General features: G+C 53.0%; 21 protein-coding genes and 1 other RNA gene. 11 read left to right on the top strand and 11 right to left on the bottom strand.

Translation table 11 applies throughout. The features are described 5' to 3' along the window. The first annotated feature begins 18 nt into the window (after positions 1 to 18). Together CYQ09_RS08955 and CYQ09_RS08950 are read left to right on the top strand one after the other, a co-directional pair. Positions 19 to 795, top strand: coding sequence for an alpha/beta hydrolase (locus CYQ09_RS08955; protein WP_106745051.1), 777 nt, complete (start codon positions 19 to 21; stop codon positions 793 to 795). A 135-nt stretch (positions 796 to 930) separates the two neighbouring features. Beyond that, positions 931 to 1,248: a hypothetical protein gene (locus CYQ09_RS08950; protein ID WP_106745050.1), complete on the top strand. Its 318-nt coding sequence runs from the start codon at positions 931 to 933 to the stop codon at positions 1,246 to 1,248. A gap of 60 nt (positions 1,249 to 1,308) precedes the next feature. On the opposite strand, the gene CYQ09_RS08945 is transcribed toward CYQ09_RS08950, so the two are convergent. After that, positions 1,309 to 1,938, bottom strand: coding sequence for a ribonuclease T2 family protein (locus CYQ09_RS08945; protein ID WP_106745049.1), 630 nt, complete (start codon positions 1,936 to 1,938; stop codon positions 1,309 to 1,311). 137 nt (positions 1,939 to 2,075) lie between these two features. On the opposite strand from CYQ09_RS08945, the gene CYQ09_RS08940 reads away from it, so the two are divergent. Beyond that, positions 2,076 to 2,831: a DUF1013 domain-containing protein gene (locus CYQ09_RS08940; protein ID WP_106745048.1), complete on the top strand. Its 756-nt coding sequence runs from the start codon at positions 2,076 to 2,078 to the stop codon at positions 2,829 to 2,831. 148 nt (positions 2,832 to 2,979) lie between these two features. Here the strand turns inward: CYQ09_RS08940 and recR are convergent, their stop codons facing one another. The 4 genes from recR to CYQ09_RS18305 all read right to left on the bottom strand — a co-directional run bounded on the left by recR (position 2,980) and on the right by CYQ09_RS18305 (position 7,050). Further along, the gene (recR, locus tag CYQ09_RS08935; RefSeq protein ID WP_106745047.1) at positions 2,980 to 3,573 is read right to left on the bottom strand and encodes a recombination mediator RecR; all 594 of its coding nucleotides are present in this window, start codon (positions 3,571 to 3,573) and stop codon (positions 2,980 to 2,982) included. 74 nt (positions 3,574 to 3,647) lie between these two features. Then, a complete protein-coding gene (locus CYQ09_RS08930; RefSeq protein WP_106745046.1) occupies positions 3,648 to 3,992 on the bottom strand; it encodes a YbaB/EbfC family nucleoid-associated protein in 345 nt (114 codons plus the stop codon). Positions 3,993 to 4,373: 381 nt separating this feature from the next. Further along, on the bottom strand, positions 4,374 to 6,128 hold the full coding sequence (locus CYQ09_RS08925; protein ID WP_106745045.1) for a DNA polymerase III subunit gamma/tau: 1,755 nt from the start codon (positions 6,126 to 6,128) through the stop codon (positions 4,374 to 4,376). A gap of 439 nt (positions 6,129 to 6,567) precedes the next feature. Next, positions 6,568 to 7,050, bottom strand: a complete 483-nt coding sequence (locus CYQ09_RS18305; protein ID WP_162617618.1) for a hypothetical protein — start codon at positions 7,048 to 7,050, stop codon at positions 6,568 to 6,570. A 214-nt stretch (positions 7,051 to 7,264) separates the two neighbouring features. Here CYQ09_RS18305 and CYQ09_RS08915 point away from each other — a divergent pair, with 214 nt between their 5' ends. Further along, positions 7,265 to 8,764: an ankyrin repeat domain-containing protein gene (locus CYQ09_RS08915; RefSeq protein ID WP_106745043.1), complete on the top strand. Its 1,500-nt coding sequence runs from the start codon at positions 7,265 to 7,267 to the stop codon at positions 8,762 to 8,764. Next, positions 8,757 to 9,230 (top strand): protein-tyrosine phosphatase family protein, encoded by a 474-nt coding sequence (locus tag CYQ09_RS08910; protein ID WP_106745472.1) that lies wholly within the window; start codon positions 8,757 to 8,759, stop codon positions 9,228 to 9,230. The genes CYQ09_RS08915 and CYQ09_RS08910 overlap by 8 nt, the downstream gene beginning before the upstream one ends. Positions 9,231 to 9,236: 6 nt before the next feature. Here the strand turns inward: CYQ09_RS08910 and CYQ09_RS08905 are convergent, their stop codons facing one another. Beyond that, entirely contained in the window at positions 9,237 to 9,965 is a 729-nt protein-coding gene (locus tag CYQ09_RS08905; RefSeq protein ID WP_162617617.1) for a hypothetical protein, read from the bottom strand. Positions 9,966 to 10,056: 91 nt separating this feature from the next. Here CYQ09_RS08905 and CYQ09_RS08900 point away from each other — a divergent pair, with 91 nt between their 5' ends. Both CYQ09_RS08900 and CYQ09_RS18550 read left to right on the top strand, forming a co-directional pair. Further along, positions 10,057 to 10,755 carry a hypothetical protein gene (locus CYQ09_RS08900; RefSeq protein ID WP_162617616.1) on the top strand — a complete coding sequence of 233 codons (699 nt, stop codon included), beginning with the start codon at positions 10,057 to 10,059 and terminating at the stop codon, positions 10,753 to 10,755. Next, complete coding sequence (locus tag CYQ09_RS18550; RefSeq protein ID WP_275425361.1) at positions 10,752 to 10,874, top strand: hypothetical protein; 123 nt, start codon at positions 10,752 to 10,754, stop codon at positions 10,872 to 10,874. The genes CYQ09_RS08900 and CYQ09_RS18550 overlap by 4 nt, the downstream gene beginning before the upstream one ends. Here CYQ09_RS18550 and CYQ09_RS08895 read toward each other — a convergent pair. The 4 genes from CYQ09_RS08895 to CYQ09_RS08880 form a co-directional block, all read right to left on the bottom strand. Next, entirely contained in the window at positions 10,871 to 11,275 is a 405-nt protein-coding gene (locus tag CYQ09_RS08895) for a RidA family protein (protein WP_106745040.1), read from the bottom strand. The two genes, CYQ09_RS18550 and CYQ09_RS08895, sit on opposite strands and share 4 nt — an antisense overlap. An 18-nt stretch (positions 11,276 to 11,293) precedes the next feature. Next, entirely contained in the window at positions 11,294 to 12,325 is a 1,032-nt protein-coding gene (gene rsgA / locus CYQ09_RS08890; protein WP_106745039.1) for a ribosome small subunit-dependent GTPase A, read from the bottom strand. Positions 12,326 to 12,549: 224 nt separating this feature from the next. Then, positions 12,550 to 12,648, bottom strand: an RNA gene (gene ffs / locus CYQ09_RS08885) — signal recognition particle sRNA small type. A gap of 37 nt (positions 12,649 to 12,685) precedes the next feature. Next, positions 12,686 to 14,560: a bifunctional 2',3'-cyclic-nucleotide 2'-phosphodiesterase/3'-nucleotidase gene (locus tag CYQ09_RS08880; protein ID WP_106745038.1), complete on the bottom strand. Its 1,875-nt coding sequence runs from the start codon at positions 14,558 to 14,560 to the stop codon at positions 12,686 to 12,688. A gap of 89 nt (positions 14,561 to 14,649) precedes the next feature. On the opposite strand from CYQ09_RS08880, the gene nudC reads away from it, so the two are divergent. Both nudC and CYQ09_RS08870 read left to right on the top strand, forming a co-directional pair. Further along, positions 14,650 to 15,597: an NAD(+) diphosphatase gene (gene nudC / locus CYQ09_RS08875; protein WP_106745037.1), complete on the top strand. Its 948-nt coding sequence runs from the start codon at positions 14,650 to 14,652 to the stop codon at positions 15,595 to 15,597. 39 nt (positions 15,598 to 15,636) lie between these two features. Beyond that, positions 15,637 to 16,107, top strand: coding sequence for an SRPBCC family protein (locus CYQ09_RS08870; RefSeq protein ID WP_106745036.1), 471 nt, complete (start codon positions 15,637 to 15,639; stop codon positions 16,105 to 16,107). Between the two features lies 1 nt (position 16,108). Here the strand turns inward: CYQ09_RS08870 and CYQ09_RS08865 are convergent, their stop codons facing one another. Further along, positions 16,109 to 16,948 carry a prephenate dehydratase gene (locus CYQ09_RS08865; RefSeq protein ID WP_106745035.1) on the bottom strand — a complete coding sequence of 280 codons (840 nt, stop codon included), beginning with the start codon at positions 16,946 to 16,948 and terminating at the stop codon, positions 16,109 to 16,111. Between the two features lie 121 nt (positions 16,949 to 17,069). Here CYQ09_RS08865 and CYQ09_RS08860 point away from each other — a divergent pair, with 121 nt between their 5' ends. Both CYQ09_RS08860 and CYQ09_RS08855 read left to right on the top strand, forming a co-directional pair. Further along, positions 17,070 to 17,585 carry a c-type cytochrome gene (locus CYQ09_RS08860; protein WP_106745471.1) on the top strand — a complete coding sequence of 172 codons (516 nt, stop codon included), beginning with the start codon at positions 17,070 to 17,072 and terminating at the stop codon, positions 17,583 to 17,585. A 167-nt stretch (positions 17,586 to 17,752) separates the two neighbouring features. Then, positions 17,753 to 19,669, top strand: a complete 1,917-nt coding sequence (locus CYQ09_RS08855) for an extracellular solute-binding protein (RefSeq protein ID WP_106745034.1) — start codon at positions 17,753 to 17,755, stop codon at positions 19,667 to 19,669. Positions 19,670 to 19,677 lie beyond the last annotated feature (8 nt).

Raw genomic sequence — 19,677 nt, 5'->3', positions numbered from 1 at the left:
CGGCGTAAAGGGGGAACCATGGAATTAGATGATGCTTTTGCCAATGCGGCCTATATCCCGAACGGTGAAACCTATCCTGACAAATGGGCGGCTCTTGCGGCCGCGTTTCGTGATGTGACGCTATGTGAATTGGATTTGCCCTATGGTGAAGGCCGCCGGCATCGGTTCGATCTATTTCATCCTGCCCGTATGGCGCGCGGGGTTATCGTATTTGTGCACGGGGGATACTGGCTTCAGTTTGATAAATCATATTGGTCACATTTGGCGGCGGGTCCGCTTGCGCATGGGTGGGCTGTTGCGATGCCTTCATATGACTTGTGCCCGCAAACGACGATCCCAGAAATCGGCGATCAAATTGCGGCTGCAATTGGTGTGATTTCCCAGCGTGTGCTGGGGCCGATTCGCTTAGTCGGACACTCTGCTGGGGGCCAACTTGTTGCGCGCATGACTGCACCGCGAACTTCGGTCACCTGGTTGGATCGGCTTGACCTCGTGATGCCTGTGTCGCCCGTGACGGATTTGGTTCCTTTGACCCGGACGTCGATGAATGTAGACCTTAGGCTTGATATTGACACTGCCAAGGTTGAAAGCCCTGTTTTAATGGCTGTCCCCGAAACCCGTGTGGAAATTCATGTTGGTTCAAAAGAACGTCCTGTTTTTATTGAACAATCACATGATTTGTCGGCGGCATGGGCGTGTGGCCTTGAGGTTGAAGAGGATAAAAACCACTTTGATATCATCGAAGAACTGGCTGACGCCGATAGTCGGCTAACCAAAGTGCTATGTGGGTACTAAATAGGCGGGTTAATTCCTTATTTAGCTACTAGATAGAGTAGAGTAGTCAACGTTCGGCTATAGTGATACAAAATTTACATGTATATGTTGAACAAGTTCAATCTGCTGCTGAACTAATCTGGTTTGAGGACAAATATGAATACAGCAAACTTTGCGAAAGTGGTGTTGCTAGCTGCCGCATCAGTATCACTTTCAGGCTGTGAGACAAGTTCCAAAGGGGGCATCACTGATGGTGGCCTTGACGGTGGAACGCTTCGCGATGGTCTTGCGAATATATGGATTGACCCCGATGGGTGTCAGCACTGGTATATTGATGATGGCATTGAAGGGTATATGACACCGCGCTTGCGTCCAGATGGACGGCCTTATTGCCAAGAAGAACGTGGCGAAATCGTTCTGAAAGATGGTAGCGTTATGATGGCAGAGCAAGAACCAGTGCCATCTGAAACCTAAATTTAGGACGTAGCATTGTGAATAAGGCGCCGCAGTTTTGGCGCCTTTTTGCTGTTGGGGTTACCGCATCGGACTGAATTGCGCGTTTGTCATTCTGCAATCGCGAATAACGTCGGGGCCGCAGGTGCGAAATTCTAAATCGCGTGTCATGCATATGCGGGCTTCTTGAATGTAGTTGGATTTGCAGGTGATGGTGATCTGGTCTGCAGATAGGTCAGGGTTGTCCTTTAGGAATGCTTCTTCGATTACGCTGGCAGGCACGGTGATGTCTCGGTCGATTGTACGAAATACTGGTGGCCTGACGACACGTGCGTAAGCCTCGCGCGATAATGCATAGTAGTCTTGCGCCGACAGTCCCGTGCAAACCCCATGTTTGCGCCATTGATGCCAAGCAAGGCCTGATGTCCCCATGATATCTGCCATATCACCTGTTTGGCTCCGGCTGGGTGCACGGTGGGGTGTGTTGCAAAACGACGGGTAGCCATGATCATATTGCGGCCAAAGCCCATGAAGAACCCAATCAAAATTTTCGCTTTCGTCGCATTGCGGTGAATTGCGCGCGTCGCCTTCCAATTCGCACCAGTTCGCCGACCACGATAGAGACAGCACGTAATAATCGAAGTCGCCAGCAGCATCCTGTGCTTGGGCTGAAGATGTGATAAGCAAGAGTAGGGCAATAAGCCTGCGCATTTTGATCTTTCCTAAAGTCGTTTAGCCTACTATATAGGGTTCAAGTTCCCCGACAATGCGAACCCGGCTGTTATCACAGTCTGCCCAGTTTAAGGGCGCGGGAAAGGCTTGTCTGAAATTACGATGGAGATGAAAAGATGTCCGATACACCGATTATGGCCAAAGCGACCGCTGTTTGGTTGTGCGACAATACGACAATGACCTTTAAGCAAATTGCAGATTTTTGCGGTTTGCACGAACTTGAAGTGCAAGGTATCGCGGATGGTGATGTTGCTGTTGGTGTCAAAGGTTTCGACCCAATCGCAAACAAACAACTGACCCAAGAAGAGATCGATAAAGCCGAAGCAAACCCGATTCATAAGCTAAAGCTGCTGTTCAACCCGGCTTCTGCAGGCGAAGAAAAACGCCGCGGCCCACGGTATACGCCGCTGTCTAAACGCCAGGACCGCCCTGCGTCGATCTATTGGCTGGTAAAATTTCACCCAGAACTGTCTGACGCACAAGTCAGCAAACTGGTTGGTACAACGAAACCCACGATCCAAGCGATCCGCGAGCGGACCCACTGGAACATCAACAACATCGATCCGATCGACCCTGTTGCGCTGGGCCTTTGTAAGCAATCAGAGTTGGATGCTGCCGTTCAAAAAGCGAATGCAAAGAAAGCTGCCGAAGGCGGCGCGATGACCGATGATGAACGTCGTAAGTTGGTGAGCACCGAGCAGTCGCTGGGCATGGAGCCTGAACCAAAAATGCCTGCGGCGATGTCTGGGCTGGAGGCGTTCAGCCTGTCCGACCCACGTGGCGACGATGATGGCGAAGATGAGGATAACCGCGATATCACAGATGCGGATAGCTTCTTTAACTTGCCCGACAGTGATGAAAAAGACGACTGATCTGTTCGAAAACTGATGAATTGAAAGCACGTTACCTTAATTGGTCGCGTGCTTTTTTATTGTCATGAATGACCTGTCATAGCTGATTGTCGTGCGGGGGCAGGTGGACGCATAGAGTGCATCATACAACGTGCGAAGCTTGGCTTGTTTAAAGCGCTTTACGTGCGTTCAGCGCTGCCGTGATCGTTCCGTCATCCAAGTAATCTAATTCACCGCCGACCGGGACGCCCTGCGCCAAGGACGTGACGCTAACATCAGGCAGTTGATCCGCAATATAGTGTGCGGTTGTCTGTCCGTCGATCGTAGCGCCGAGCGCAAGGATCACCTCGGTCACGTTTTCCGCTTTTACACGATCCAAAAGCTGTGGAATTCGTAGCTCGTCTGGGCCCACCGCATCTAATGCTGATAAAGTACCGCCGAGTACGTGATATCGTCCCTTGAACACATTTGCCCGTTCCATCGCCCAAAGATCTGCCACGTCTTCGACGACAGCAATTTGCCCAATGGCGCGTTTCTCAGATTGGCAAATGTCGCAGATGTCGGCTGTGCAAACGTTTCCACAATTCAGACATTCGCGCACAGTCGATCCGACGCGATGCATCGCCTCGGCCAATGGGATCAGCACGAGGCTACGTTTTTTGATCAAATGCAGCACGGCACGACGCGCTGATCGCGGGCCAAGACCGGGAAGTTTGGCCATCAGCGCGATCAGATTATCAAGGTCTTCTGTGCCGTTAGTCATCCGGTTCCCGGTGCCTCGAACAAATTTAGCCAAATTTGTTCTGTGTCATGAATTTTCTAGAAAATTCATTCGCCTTAGAAAGGTAGGTTCATTCCCGCAGGTAGACCCATGTCTTCGGCCATTTTTGCCATCTCTCGCTGGCTGCGCTCTGCCGCTTTGCCTTGCGCGTCTTTGATGGCGGCCAAAATCAGGTCTTCGACCACTTCTTTTTCGTCACCGTTAAAGATGGATGGATCGATATCCAGCCCTTTCAATTCACCCTTGGCGGTTGCAGTTGCTTTTACCAAGCCTGCACCGCTGACGCCTTCGACCATGACGTTTTCGAGGTCGGCTTGCATTTGGGCAACTTTGCCCTGCATTTCTTGGGCTTGTTTCATCATCTTGGCCATGTCGCCAAGACCACCTAGTCCTTTAAGCATCTCATACACCTTTTTTTGCGCGTCGACGGGACGCCCATGCCATTAGAATACATATTGCAGCACAGACCCCGATGGACAAGTAAATAGGTCCGATGCAGCCTTCTTGAATAGCCCCGAGATGAACTCCATCGGTATAAAACGATGCTAGTTGACCCAATGTCATGAGGCCCCATAGTCCTGAGGACATGATTTTTAGCCAACGACGGCCTGCCAGCATCGCGATTAATGTGAGTGCGATAAGGGCTAGACCAACTGAGCTTGTAATCACTGCGATTAACTCATCAACCGCAGTGGCCGTACCATCTTCGGGCGACCAGAGAGGTCGTTGCTTATCACAAACTTCTGCTGCGGATGTCGTAGGTAAGCAACAGGCTATCGTAATTAGTCTTCGTCGAAAGGATCCCATTCATCATCCACTTCGGGCAGCGCATCTTCGAGCGCATCCTGTGCTTTGTCGGCTTCTGTGCGGATGTCAGTGATCCGCGCCTTGGGAAAGGCCGCTATCACCGCCTGCACAAGCGGATGCTCGAATGCTTCTTGCCTGATCGCGTTTTCGGCCGCATCGCGCACCTCAGCGATGGTGGGTGCGCCACCTTCGTTCATCACGGTGATGACCCAGCGATTGCCAGTCCATGCTTGCAGGCGTGACCCTAGGCGCCCGACAAGATCAGACGCGGCTTCTGCGGTTGGAGTGACTTCAATCCGGCCGGGTTGGTAATTGACCAGCCGTAGACCAGTTTCAACCTCGACCAGCAGCTTCACATCGCGGTGGGCGCGGATCAGTTCAACGACATCTTCGAACCGCGCGTAATGCTGCAAGGCGTCGGTCGACAAGGCGACCGCAGTTTGCGCTCCTGATGCAGAAGGCCCACTGGGCCCGCTGTGCGTCGGGGCTGGCGTGCTCGACATTGCGTTTGTTGCGCTACCTGCTGCCGGGGCAGGGCGCCCGCCCGATGGGCCACCGTTTGGTGGCGGCGTTGCGTTTTGTAGCTTGCGAACCAATTCGTCTGGCGTCGGTAAGTCAGCGACATGGGTTAGTCGGATCACGGCCATTTCGGCGGCCATCATGGCATTGGGCGCCATTGCGACCTCTTCCAACGCTTTCAAAAGCATTTGCCACATACGCGACATGACCCGCATCGGCAGATCGGCAGCCATTGCCTGACCGCGCGTGCGCTCATCGGGGCTGATAGTGGGGTCTTCGGCAGCTTCGGGGGTGATCTTAATCACGCTGACCCAGTGGCAGACCTCGGCCAGATCACGCAGAACTGCCATCGGGTCAGCCCCATCTGCGTACTGCCCGGAAAGTTCAGTCAGGGCTTCGGCGGCCTGACCACGTAGGATCATATCAAACAGATCAAGCACGCGACCGCGATCGGCGAGGCCAAGCATTGCACGGACTTGATCGGCGGTGGTTTCACCAGCGCCGTGGGAAATGGCCTGATCCAATAGGGACGTCGCATCGCGGGCAGACCCTTCGGCAGCGCGGGTAATCAATGCGAGCGCGTCATCGCTGATCTCGGCGTTTTCGCCAGTGGCGATTTTGCGCAGGAGCGCAATCATGATTTCAGGTTCAATCCGCCGTAGATCAAATCGCTGACAACGTGACAGGACTGTCACGGGGACTTGCCTAATTTCTGTCGTCGCAAAGATAAATTTGACGTGTGCGGGCGGTTCTTCAAGCGTCTTCAAAAGCGCGTTAAACGCGTTCTTGGATAGCATGTGAACTTCGTCGATGATGTAAATCTTGTAGCGGGCAGAGGCCGCGCGATAGTGAACGCTGTCGATGATTTCGCGGATGTCGCCCACACCTGTGCGGGATGCAGCATCCATTTCCATCACATCAACATGGCGGCCTTCCATGATGGCAGTGCAGTGTTCGCATTCGCCGCAAGGTTCCGTTGTTGGTCCGCCGTTCCCATCAGGCCCGATGCAGTTCATGCCTTTCGCGATGATCCGCGCGGTCGTCGTTTTCCCGGTGCCACGAATACCCGTCATAATGAACGCCTGCGCGATCCGGTCAGCCTCGAAAGCGTTTTTCAGGGTGCGGACCATGGCATCTTGGCCGACCAAATCAACAAAGGTTTCGGGCCGGTATTTGCGCGCGAGCACTTGGTAGGCTGGGGTGTCGGTCATGGCGGCCTTTGTCGAGTGGATTCTATCGTGCACAGCCTAAGGGCGCTGGCCGCCAAGGTCCACCTGTTTGACTGCGACCGCAACGCGTCTTTTGGTTTGGGTAATGTGAGGGATAAGCAGCATAGCGCATAGAACAGTATGGTGTCGCCATGCTCATAGACAACTTAGGCGTTTGGACTTTCCATTACCATTTAATTGAACCCCTACGCCGGGTTCATTCGGGTTGAGAGGTAGGCACTGCTACCACCACGAACTGTTGTTGCCGTCGTCGAGATGCTCGGCCAGGTTTTTCGGAAGTGGCCACGCATCAAAATCCAAACCGATTGGTGAAGCAGTGGAACCACGGTTCCAAGCGTGCTCCCATAGCTGCTTGTGCAATTTTATGTCCATGGCCTCGAGCGCCTTGTCGACCTTTCTTTGCGTCGATTTGATCGCTTCTTCAAGCTGGGATTCTTTTGATCGACCCTCGAAAATGGTCGGTAACGACAGAGCATTCCATACCATTTTGCCTGCCGATAAACTTATAAGAAGCACAACATTCGCTATAAAAACTTGCAACATTGGTCGTGACAATCTCTTGCAGCACCCCCCAACTGAACCACCCCGAACTTTCGTTGGAGTTTTCCAGAGCCGCACGAGCTAAGTCAAATTCCTGTGTAAAGCTCTCTCGGAATTGCCCTGCGAACTGTGGTCGGTTGAAGTCATCTCGCCCAGGCCAAACCTGAAGCTTGGGTCGCACAAACAAACCCTGTCGAGATTGTTCCACAAAAAGCTCAAAATCAAAGATAAAGAAATAGTCTTCTGGGTCATCACTATTGTGAACTAAATATACTGGGATATCGATCATTCGCCCAAGTTGGGGCATTTCCGGCTTGGACATGATTTTACTTATCCGGGCAAAAATAGAAGGCTTTAATGACATGCGTTCACCATATGGCGACTTGGGATACATGCCATCCCTAATTGATGTTGCGCCTTCATACAGCCCCGGCTAACCTAAACCTGCCGATATCGGGCGGCATCCTTGGTTCGCGGAAAGCGCAGAGCACCCGGATACGATCTGAACGACCCACATATGTGGTCTTTCTCATTTGCCCGGGATAGCGAACCGGCGGGCCTATCTGGTGAGGAAGCCAATGACAGACCCATTAAACGCCCTGCGTCAGCAAGCGAAAACCCTTCAAAAACTGTATCAATCCGGTGACCGTGCCGCGAATACCCGTGTGAACGTGGTAAAGCCACGCGCTGGTGAATTGAAACGCGCCGATTTTCTACACATCATCGCCCGCGAGAATGGTTTTACCAGTTGGCCGCAGCTGAAGGCCGCGGTCGAAACCCAAGGCATGGATCGTGCGGCGAAACAGCAACGTCTAAAAACGGCACTGTTTCATGGGCAGACGAATGTCTTGCAACAACTGCTGTCTGATACGCCCGATTTAGCAACTGGCGCGTTTGGTTTGCAGGTCGCATTGTACGATCTGGGTGCTGTGGCCCAAACGTTGAAAGATGATCCACATATCGCGACCCGCCAACTTGGTCCGCGTCGTCCGATTTTGCATTTGGCATTCTCGAAAATGCTGACCGCTTGGCCGGAAAAAGAACAAGATATGCTCGCGATTGCAGAACTGTTGCTAAGTGCTGGTGCAGACGTGAATGATGGCTATCCGGCGCATCCCGGCAGCACGCATCTTTTGTCGGCATTATATGGCGCGATTGGCCACGCGGGGAATATCCCAATGGCGCGGTGGCTGCTGGAGCACGGCGCGAACCCGGATGATGGTGAAAGCCTGTATCACGCGACTGAGTTGGGTCATCATGAGGGACTAAAGCTGTTGCTTGAATATGGCGCGAATCCGGCCGGGACCAATGCGCTTTTGCGCGCAATGGATTTTCATGATGTCGCTGCAGTTGAAATGCTGCTCGCGGCTGGAGCAACCCCGGACGAAGCTATGCCTGCGTTACATCACGCAGCACGGCGTCAATCACCGTCGAAGATGGTGGAAATATTGTTGAACGCTGGCGCTGACCCTAACCGTGCGTTTCATGGCGCAAGCACCTATGCGGCTGCGCGGATTTTCGGAAACCAGTCCCTAAGCGATGCGTTGGAGGCACAGAGCGTTGATACGACCCTGACCGACATCGAACAAATTCTTGCGGATTGCGCCGACGGCAAGGTGGTTGAGGGGCGTTGGATAGATGTCGCCAAGGTTCCGCAAGCTTTCAAACATGTCCTGCACGAGGTTCTGGTTTTGCCTAACCGCATGGAGCATGTACGTGCGTTGGTCGCTGTGGGCATGCCGTGGGATGCGCCGGACGGACAAGGGGTGCCGCCTGTGCAACTTGCTGGATGGCAAGGGTTGCCTGACATGACCGACTATTTTCTACAGCTGGGGCCTGATCTTAGCTATGTGAATGGCTTCGGTGGCACATTGTTAAGCACCATTATTCACGGGTCGGAAAACTGCCCGGATCGCAAAGAACGCGATCACATTGCGTGTTTGGAGCTTGCGTTGGAACACGGGGTCGCGTTGCCACGAAAGGCGATCAAGTTTGCGGGGAACCCAAGGGTATCATCATTCCTGACTGACTGGGCTGTGGCTCATCCGGGCCAAGTTGTGGACCACGGGATTGTCTGACTTTGCGGTATATAGTTTGGCTGTGGGCGGGGGCGAACTTGCGCTCGCCCCAGTACCGGGGACAAGCGGCTCGTATCCCAGCGACTTAGCTGTGGTGCAGGCGTGGGGGCCTGCGATTGTCCTAAGCATGACGACCATGACCGAACTAGAGCAGTTTGGCGCAGGGCAATTCGGTGAAGATCTTTCCGATGCGGGCATCGCGTGGCTGCATTTGCCCGTTCCGGATTTTGGCGTTCCTCGTCAGCTCGATTGGCCCAAAGTGCGCGACAGTGTTTTTGAACACCTAAGCGCCGGTAGAAGGGTTCTGGTCCACTGCAAAGGCGGATGTGGCAGGTCCGGGACGATTGTTCTTCGGCTTATGATTGCGGCCGGAGAAGACCCAGACGCTGCGCTGATGCGGTTACGGCGGGCGCGACTTTGCGCGGTTGAAACGCTTGCCCAATTGGAATGGACGCGGCGTGGCTAGTGGGTACTAGTTGGCACGCGCGGCGAGTTCACTCAGCATTTCTTCTATGTCCGGTACCAGTGCTTCTGCGACTTTCTGGGTTGCCTGTGCACGAAGCTCTGAACTACGCGTAGTCGCCTGAAATGTACGGGCAAAGCCAGATAGGTCTGTGGTCACTTGTGTCGTACCGTAAGGATAGCCGTTGCGGACATCCAAGAATGCCGCAGCGCCAATGCCCGCCACTTCAATATTTCGCGTCGGCAAGAGCATTCCGCCGACAAGGGTAACATCAGCAAGGGCGAACGGGGTGTTGCCAGTCCGACTGCGCGCACCGACCTCGTAGATGATGACGTAATCAAGGTGCTGCCGCGCGGAAGCCAGCCGGATTTGCTGAATGATCTCGCCAGCATGCGAGCGATAGTGTGATTGGCCTTTATCTGCGCGGTTTAGGGACATCATTGCGACCACCATCGGACTAACGGGTACAAACTCTCCATAGTGGCTGTTGCGTTCGGCGATGCCCGCGAAAAGCGCGGTTTCGTTGGGGGGCGGAAGGCTCAGGTCACCGTTAACAATACGGGCTATTCCTATGCGAGCAGGGAAGCTGAGGTTCGGTTCGACCCCTGCTGCCGCTGCAATATTAGCATCAATAAGATCCGGTGATTTTTCAATGAAGGATGCGCCTGACGATGTCTGGATGTTGGGGCTGCAGGCAGTCAACGCCATAAGAAATAGCGCAAATATTGGTCGTGGCATTTTACTCTCCATAAATGTGTAAAATACACATATTTGCAACTTGCTTGTGTTGTCAAATTGAAATGTGCAATGTGCACATATGAATTATGTGTTGGATAAACTGCTATTGCCCATCGCACGCCTTTGCGTCGCGCGGGGGCTGTTGTTCGGTACTGCTGCTGAGAGGCTAAAACTGCAATTTTTGCGTGCAGCGGAGGCAAAGATCGACGGTAAGGTCACTGATAGCCGGGTCAGCGTGATGACTGGGCTGCAACGTCGCGACATTGCGCGCTTACGCCAGTTACCAGAAACAGCTGTTCCGCCAGTAAACCATCTGTCGCGCTTGGTCGCACAGTGGATTGCGCAGGGCGGTGATCCGCTATCGCGCAAAGCGTTCGATGCACTTTCGTTGGATATCCGGCGCGACGTACACCCCGCAACGATGTTTGCGCAATTGGCCGATGCGGGGACGGTCGCGGCCGATGGTGACGATGTCGTGTTAAAGACTACATCGTATCAGCCTTTGCCCGGTAGCGATGATCAGATGGAATACCTTGCCCGAAATGGTGGTGATTTTCTGTGCGCGGCCACAGCCAATATCATGCAAAGTGATGCCCCGTTTTTTGAACGGGCCGTGCACTATAATAACCTTTCCGAGCAATCAGTTGAGCTGCTTAATCGCGAGTATCGTGCCGCCCAGATGCAGGTGCTAAAGCAAATCAATGCACGTGCCGCAGAGTTACAGAAAACTGACCCTGGAAAAACACGATTTCGCGCAGGCGGCTATTTCTACAAGGAGACGGACGCATGATCCGCAAAATCATTCTGATCATAGCGCTGCTAGGGCTGACTGCTTGTGCAGCGCCGCAAATCGCACCAGAGCAAGACGGCGGAATTGGCGGTACTGGCGCGCCTATGATAGAGGTCTAGGGCGCGCCGCTAGCAGTTACGTTGGCCACAACTCTGATTTCGATAATTGCGCCTTCACGACGTAGACCTGCTGCTTCAATAGCGGTCCATGCGGGGTAGGGTGGTTGTAAGTATTCAAGCCTGATCTGGTCGAACAGCGCGAAATGGTCGCGCAGCCCTATGTGGTAGGTCGTCATCTCTGCAATCGCAGCAAAGGGCAGGTTCGCTTCGCTTAGGATTAAGCCGATCTTATCGAATGCGTTCCGCATTTGCGTGGCGGGGTCCGAGGGCATTTGACCATCTGGATCGCCGCCCGTCATGCCCGTTAGAAAAAGGTGGCCGCCCGATATGACACCGGGCGACATTTTGATTTGCTCATAAGCCGTTTGGAAAGCAGGAGGGATAACGGGTGTTATCGCCATTTTCTTCTCCTTAAATGGTTAGCGGCCCTTTTTCTTCATGACGCTTTTGATGTGTTTGCCCAGCTTTTTGGACCGGTCACGTGCTTGGGCAATCGTTTCAGTCGCTTGGATGTTTTCGCGCTTCAGCTTTTTGAACCGCTTTAGTCGATCTGGATCGATCTCGCCTGCCGCAATAGCTGCCTGCACTTTGCAGCCCGGTTCGCTTTCGTGCGCGCAATCGCGAAATTTGCAAGTTTCAGCAAGTTCCGAGATTTCCGGGAATGTTGCGTCGATGCCAAATGACACTTCGGCCAATCCCAATCCGCGCATGCCGGGTGTATCGATCAGCCAGCCACCTGACGGCATCGCATGCAGCGAACGCCCAGTTGTTGTGTGGCGACCGCGTGCGTCGTCTTCTCGGATGTCGCGCGTTAGGGCGTTACCGCCAGTCAGCGCATTGGCGATGGTGGTTTTGCCAACGCCAGACGATCCGGTCAGCGCCACGGTTTGCCCTTTGCCACACCAAGGTGCCAAGGTTGCGATGACATCGTCTGACTTTGCATCGAAGGCTATCACTTCAAGTCCACGACCAAGTGCGCGCGCTTGATCGACGTAGTCATCTGGATTGTCGCATTGATCCACTTTGGTCAGCAAAATCACGGGGGTGATCATCGCGTCATGCGCCAGTGCAAGGTACCGTTCGAGCCGAGCAGGGTTAAAGTCATTGTTGCAGGATGTCGTGATAAATAGCGTGTCGATATTCGCGGCGATCAGTTGCTTTTCGCCCGTATGGAATTCGGTGCCACGCGACAGTTCGGTCTTGCGGTCCAGCACCTGGATTAGACGGAATTGTTCTGGCGCCGCGAGGACCCAATCTCCAACTGCCACGGCGGCGGTCGTAATTCCGGGATCAAGCGTCAGTTCTAGCGTTCCGATGTCAGAAAAACCCACGACACGGTCGCGATGGACTGTGGCAATGCGGGCAGGGGTGAGCGTTTCAAGCTCATCAATATCGAGCTGAGACATAAAGAATGGCGACCAGCCAAGGGCGTCGCGAGTAAGATCTGTCAATGAAGTGTCCTCGTCAAAGGAAATACGTTGGCTGGTAGCGTTGTTCTACCAGCGGAAACCGGACGAGGGAACGGAATTCGTTTCAGCGCACCCAAACCGGGAGGAAAGATCGTACAATCATGAATGTCCTCCTTTTTCGCGGCTTGCCTTTGCGGACTCGGCAAAACGGCGTCGCCGTTTTTTGGTCTGTCCGTGTTCGCAAAATCGCTTAGCGATTTCGCTTTAGGTGAGAGGCTGGACATCGACCCAAGTGGGGCTCGTTGTGGCTGCTTCCTTCCGGACCTGACCAGGTTGGCGAGGCACTTGCCCGCGCCAACCTCTCAGGGGTCATATATGGCGACTGGTGCGGCAGTGCAAGCGTCAGAACGTAAAACGATAAAGATCGAAGCCGTTATCGCCTGGACCAACGTGCGAAATTGAGCCTGTCGCGTATCTTTGCGCGGCGGGTGCTGAAGTGAAAATACCGCTGGTATCTTTGAGGTGACTAAATTTCCAACATTTAGGTGGGAGCAGGTCGATCCCATCCTGTTGTTGAAACGATTGGACCAGAATTTCGCGTACGGAATCTTTGCTCGTGTAGAGCAGATCAACGTCAGGGCACCTTGCGTAACCGCCCCCGCCATTGATCCGGTAGCGGTTTGCCGCGACAATGAAAACGTCATTATCGTTCACAGCTTTGCCATGATACGTAAGATTGCGCACCCGGCTGTGGGTTGCATCAATAAGTACACCGGCCACATCAAAACGCGCGGGCTGACTTGGGTCGATTTCATAGGATAGGCCGTGCAGGACATCACAATTATATCCAGGACTGCATGCGTTGATAAGTGGCTGATCATGCTTGCCGATCGCAATCTGCAGGTAATGCGACGCAGCGCGTTCGATCCAGTTTCGCAGTTCTGCTCCGGTGCGACGGACCGCGCATAGTTTGTCTGCGAAGGGAAATATTGCTGCTGCGTCGCGTCGTGCAATTGGCCCTGACGAAATGTCGATGTAATGTCCCGGTCCTGCCCAGCCACCAAATAGATAGGGGGCCGTCGCCGAAATGACGGGTAACGTTTCGTATGGGGTGTTGGTCAGGGCTTTGATGACATGCGCACGTTGGGCCTGTCCAAGGAGCCGTTGGCTTAAGTCTGTTCCAATTGTGGTAAAGTAGCTGTGCAGCGGATTTTTCGTTTCTGCGATGGGTTCGCGGATATGCGCCAGCGTTTCTGAATGTGCGGCAACAACCTCTTCTCTTAAACGCTCAGGTAATGCGCTTTCTGGTGCGAGACCGGGATCACCTTTGGCGAGCCGGCTAGAGTGCTGTTTGATTACCCAAGTGCTATTGTGCCAGCTGACGGTGAGGTCAACGACGCCAAGCCGACTGCCATAAAAGCCGGGCATAACAGTTGGCTTGCCGTGCAATGTCCCTGCAATCGGATCAATAGGCGTACTGGATTTTCGGTCGGGGGCTGGGAAAAATTCATGGGTGTGCCCGGTAAGGATGACATCGATGCCATCAACGGCAGCAAGCGGCACAGCTGCGTTTTCCATACCATAAACATGATCGCTTGATCCAATGCCTGAGTGGCAAAGGGCGACAACAACATCGGCCCCTTCTGCCTTTAGCTGAGGCACGATTTGCTTGGCGCAATCGACAATATCAGTCGTGTCTGCGAAGCGGCCCAGCTTATCGGGGTTCCAATGTGAAACGTGCGGCGGGAGGAAACCAACAACACCAATTTTAATGGGGCGTGAAACGCCGTCGCTGCAGGTGATCTCGCGGGCTAAAATTGCGTATGGCTGCGCGATCTGCGGCCCATCATGAAGGCGCAGGTTTGCACAGGTGATCGGAAACTGCGCATCCGCCAGTGCGCCGCGCAGAAACGGAATCCCATAGTCAAATTCGTGATTTCCCAAAGCCAACGCATCATAACCAAGCACATTCATGGCTGCGATCATCGGGTGTGTGTCATCATCATCCGAGTGTGTCGCGATATAGTCGGCGAGCGGGTTTCCCTGCAAAAAATCCCCGTTATCCATCAGTAACGATGTCACATGGGGCTCAGCACGTAGTGCCGCAATTTTGTTTGCCAGCCGGATAAGGCCCGTCGTTTTGTCGGGGCGATCTGCGAAATAGTCGTAGTCAAGGATGTGCATGTGCAGATCCGTTGTCTCCATAATACGCAGGTGTCCCGTCGGCGTGGCGTTTCCATGATTGCGTTGCGGCAAAGTGGCAAGTTTTGTATTCATTTCATGACTATAGGCGGTGCGCAGGTGGGCGCCAGCGCTGAATTGCGGAATGAATTGAACTTCTTACGGTGTCATGGCATTTCAGTAGTATGAAAATAGCAGAGACAGTGACATTTGGCGGGTCTGGATTAAACCGTGCAGCCAATTTACGTGCTCAGGCGGCAGAACTTGTTCAAGATAGTCGTGCACGTGTGATTCTTTTGTGGCGCGGGAAACCGATGCTGATCGGGGATGCGCTGGTGCGTGTGCCTTTGAACCATCCGATGTTAAACGACGCTGGTGCCGATATGGTATTTTTGGGACAGGACCCTGATGCTGTGTTTGCTGCAGATTTGTCTGGATGGACACCGCAAGGTTTAGCTGACGAAACTTTAGATAGTTTTCTTGATGCGTCCGAGCAACGTCATCATGCAGCGCCCGAAGACGCCAGTTTTCGCGAATTGCGGGCAGTCATGACGCAGCTTAGTCCGCGTGATGCTGAATTGGCCGCGACAGCGCGCGCGATTTTCGGGTGGCATCTGTCCCACCGGTTTTGCGCGCGGTGTGGTCATGAAAGCCAGTTCTCAGTGGGAGGCTGGCAAAGGGACTGCCCGGCATGCGGCGGGCACCATTTTCCGCGCACAGACCCTGTTGTCATTATGCTTATTACACATGGGAATTCTGTTTTGCTGGGGCGCTCTCCGGGGTGGCCAGAGGGGATGTATTCTTTACTTGCAGGTTTTGTAGAACCGGGTGAAACAATGGAAGCGGCGGTGCGTCGCGAAGTCCTAGAAGAGGCTGGGATTGAAGTTGGCGAAGTTTCATATCTTGCTAGCCAGCCTTGGCCATTTCCATCGTCGTTAATGTTTGGCTGCGCTGGAACCGCGACGAGCACAGAGATCACAATTGACCCGGTTGAAATTGAGGATGCAAAGTGGGTGTCACGCGAAGATATCGCGCGTTCCTTTGCAGGACAGCATTCAGAGATACTTCCGGCGCGAAAGGGCGCGATCGCGCATTTTTTGCTGGAAAACTGGTTGGCAGATCGACTTGATTAACTAATAAGCGTTAAGACCGTTCCTAAAAGGATCCCGACTATGAAATTCAGCACTCGAGAGGACATTGAAGCACCTGCTGATTATGTTTTCGCGCATGTCACTGATTTCGCTGGATTTGAGCGGCGTGCGTTGCGTTATGGGGCGCAAGTGTCACGCGTGGGACAGGACCAAGGTGCGCCAACCGCAGGCACTGAATGGGAAATTGCGTTCAAGTTCCGCGGTCGAAACCGAAAACTTGATGCCAAGCTGACAGAATTTTCCGCCCCCGTTGGGTATCAGGTTACTGGCGTGACAGACGGTATGCACATTGTCACTGACATTGAATTGGTCTCGCTGTCGCCGACACGCACACGCCTACTGGTCGGGGTCGACTTGCGGTCGAAATCATTCACCGCGCGCCTTGTCATTCAATCAATGAAACTCGCGAAGGCCAAGCTGAACAAGCGGTTTCGTGCCCGCGTTCTTGAGTTTTCCGAAGATATTGAAGAAGGTTACCGCAAGGGGCAGTAACCTATTTTTCGTGCCGTCGTGCCGCTGCCGGGTAAACGCCCATCACGTGTAATTTATCGGTAAAATAGTTCAGTTCCTCTAGCGCGAGCTGCACACTGCGATCATCGGGATGGCCTTCGATCTCGGCGTAGAATTGGGTTGCGGTAAAGTGGCCGTCTACCATGTAGCTTTCCAGCTTGGTCATATTCACGCCATTGGTCGCGAAACCGCCCATCGCCTTATAAAGTGCGGCGGGAATGTTGCGGACGCGGAACACGAAGCTTGTCATCATACCATGCTTGCCGCGTTTGCGATAATCAGGTTCACGAGACATGATCAAAAATCGTGTTGTATTCCGGTCATGATCCTCGATGTGGCGGGCCAGCACCTTTAGGTCATAGATTTCAGCGGCCAACTCTGATGCAAGTGCCGCAATAGTTACATCGTCGCCCTCAGATACTTCGCGCGCGGCGCGCGCGTTGTCCGTGCTTGTATGGCCGTGGATTCGATTTTCGCGCAAAAAACCTGCGCATTGCGGTAGAATAACGGGGTGGCCATAGGCACCAGTGATATCCTCTAGTTTAGCAGTTTTTTTACCCAGCAAGTTCACGTGCACACGAACAAAGGTCTCGTCAACGATATGTAAACCGCTTTCAGGCAGAAGTGAGTGAACATCTGCGACTCGGCCATATGTCGAATTTTCAACAGCAATCATACCGAGCGTTGCGTCGCCTTTGCGAACTGCTTCGATTGCATCTTCAAACGTCCGGCAGGGAAGGGGGGCAAAATCGGGGCGTGCGGCGGCACAGGCTTCGTGTCCGTATGCGCCAAGTTCTCCTTGGAATGCGATTTTTTGCGTCATAAACGTGCCCTCCGAACGGCACCCGTAAAAAAATGGGCGATTGGTCGCGGCAGTATACCTTGCAACCGGGTATGGGAAGCGGATACATAGCCTGAAAACTGTGAACTGAATGGAACGCGACATGTTCGACACAATGACTTTGACCAAAGTAATCGGCGGCCTGTGCGGCACCTTTCTGGTTTTCTTGCTCGGCTCTTGGGCGGGCGACCTCATTTACACGACTGGCGGTGGCCACGGCGATCATGCGCAAGCATATGTGATCGAAGTCGCAAGCGCAGATGCGTCTGAAGAAGTTGTCGAAGAGGTCGACTTTTCGCTGATCATGGCATCCGCCAGCGCTGCAGACGGAGAGGGTGTATGGCGCAACTGTCGTTCTTGTCACTCTCTTGAACCCGGTGTGAACTCTACTGGCCCATCGCTTTATGGCGTCGTCGGTCGACCAGTTGGTAGTGAAGAAGGCTTTAATTACTCTGGTTCGCTTGTCGCTGTGGCTGATGTTTGGGACGCAGATCACTTGAACGGTTTTCTTGAAAACCCTAAAGGTTACGCACCAGGCACTGCCATGGGATACAATGGCCTGCGTAAAATCGAAGATCGCGCAAACCTGATCGCGTATTTGGATAGCCTTGACGATTAATAGCGCAAGTATGTGTGTTTCAAGGGCCGCTCATTAACTGGGCGGCCTTTTTTGTTGTCAAGTTCTTGGTGAACACGGCGCGATCACGTATTCTCAACTTGAATGTTGACCAGACTGTCACGTAGCCTTGCGTCTAATAAAATGCTTTGCCGTAACCGGAGATAAGAATGCAGAATCGACCCCAAGCCCGTGCTGTCGCCTTAAAACGTGAAAATGAAACGGGTCGGTTAATTTATCTTATTGCAGGGTCTTCCATTTGCTTTGCTGGGCTTATGCTCGGAAATGCTGGCTTCGCAGAAACCCATGAAACAGTGATCGAAAGCCACGGGTACAACGAATACGGTGACCTGAAATATGGCCCAAACTTTACCCATCTGGATTATGTGAACCCGAATGCCCCCGTCGGTGGTGAGGTAAGCATTTCGTGGAGCGGTACGTTCGACAATATGAACCCATTTGCCACGTTAAGTGGAACGCCCGGGGTGATGTCGTCAATGATGTGGGAAACCTTGATGACCGGCACTGATGATGAAGTTGGTTCTTCGTATTGTCTGTTGTGCACCACGATTGAATATCCTGAAGATCAATCTTGGTTGGTGTTTAACCTGCGAGACGATGTATTGTTCTCTGACGGAACGCACATGACGTCTGCTGACATCATACACACATTTGAGGTTTTGCTTGAACAAGCTACGCCTTCGGCTCGTACGGGTTTGGCTCAACTTGTCGATGAATACGAGGCGATTGATGCACACACAGTAAAGTTCTCTTTTAATGATGATGCACCGGATCGCGGGCGAATTGCACAAGTGGCGTCTCTTCCTATTATGTCTAAAGCGTGGTTCGAAGAAACGGGTGCACGATTGGACGAACCACTAATGGAAACATCGCCAGGTACAGGCGAATATATGATTGGTTCGGTCGACCCGGGGCGTCAGATTATTTATACACGCAACCCCAATTACTGGGGTGAGAACGTTCCAATCAATGTGGGGCGCGGCAATTACGATTCGATTCGGATTGAATATTTTGCTGATTCTTCTGCCGCGTTTGAGGCGTTTAAGGCCGGTGAATTTACCTTCCGGCAGGAAACGAGCTCTTTGAACTGGGCAACAGCATATGATTTCCCTGCATTGGAAAACGGTTCAGTTGTGCGTGATACGTTGGACGATGGGACATTGGCAGCAGCAACCGGCTTTGTCTTCAACTTGCGTCGTGCGAAGTTCCAAGATCGCAACGTGCGTCGTGCGTTGGGTTTGATGTTCAATTTCACGTGGACAAATGAAAACTTGCAGTACGGGTTATTTCAACAGCGCGAAAGCTTTTGGGAGAATGATCGCCTAAAAGCGACCGGGCTCCCTGAAGGTCGTGAGCTCGAAATTCTAGAAAGCGTGCGCGCGTCGCTTCCCACCGAAATATTCACAGAAGATGCGTTCCTGCCACATCAAAGCGGTGATCGCGCCCTTGACCGTAACAACCTTCGGCAGGCGCTCGTTTTGATGGAAGCTGGCGGGTACACAAACGGGGACGATGGGCTTTTGCGGGATGCAAACGGCAATACGCTCGACATTGAGTTCTTAGAGACCCGTCAAAGTCTTGATCGTGTAATCACCCCTTATATCGAAAATTTGGAACGTCTTGGTGTTAACATAACCTATAACCGTGTTGATCCGTCGCAGTATCAGGCGCGTACGCAAGAAAATGATTTCGACATGATCTTCAGCTATTACCTTAATGGTTTGCAAGAAGGTCGCGGGTTAGATCAGCGGTATGGTTGCGAAGACAAAGACGACGTTTTTAACCGTGCAGGATATTGCTCAGAGGCAGTCGATGCGATCGCGAAGCTAGTCGCCGACGCAAAAGATTACGACGAAATGTCAGCAGGGGTTCGCGCGGTCGATCGCATTATGCGCTACGATTATTTTATGGTTCCCGTGTGGACCCAAAGCAAGAATTGGGTCGCCTATTACGACATGTATGAATATCCCAGCAATTTACCTGAATTTGGTTTGGGATATTTAGATTACTGGTGGATCAATCAAGACAAAGCAGACGCGTTGACCGCGGCTGGTGCGTTCCAGTAAAGAACTGA

Origin of the sequence: Yoonia maritima (assembly GCF_002933395.1) — a bacterium.
Classification (GTDB): Bacteria; Pseudomonadota; Alphaproteobacteria; order Rhodobacterales; family Rhodobacteraceae; genus Yoonia; species Yoonia maritima_A.
This window is presented reverse-complemented; position numbering and strand designations above follow the sequence as displayed.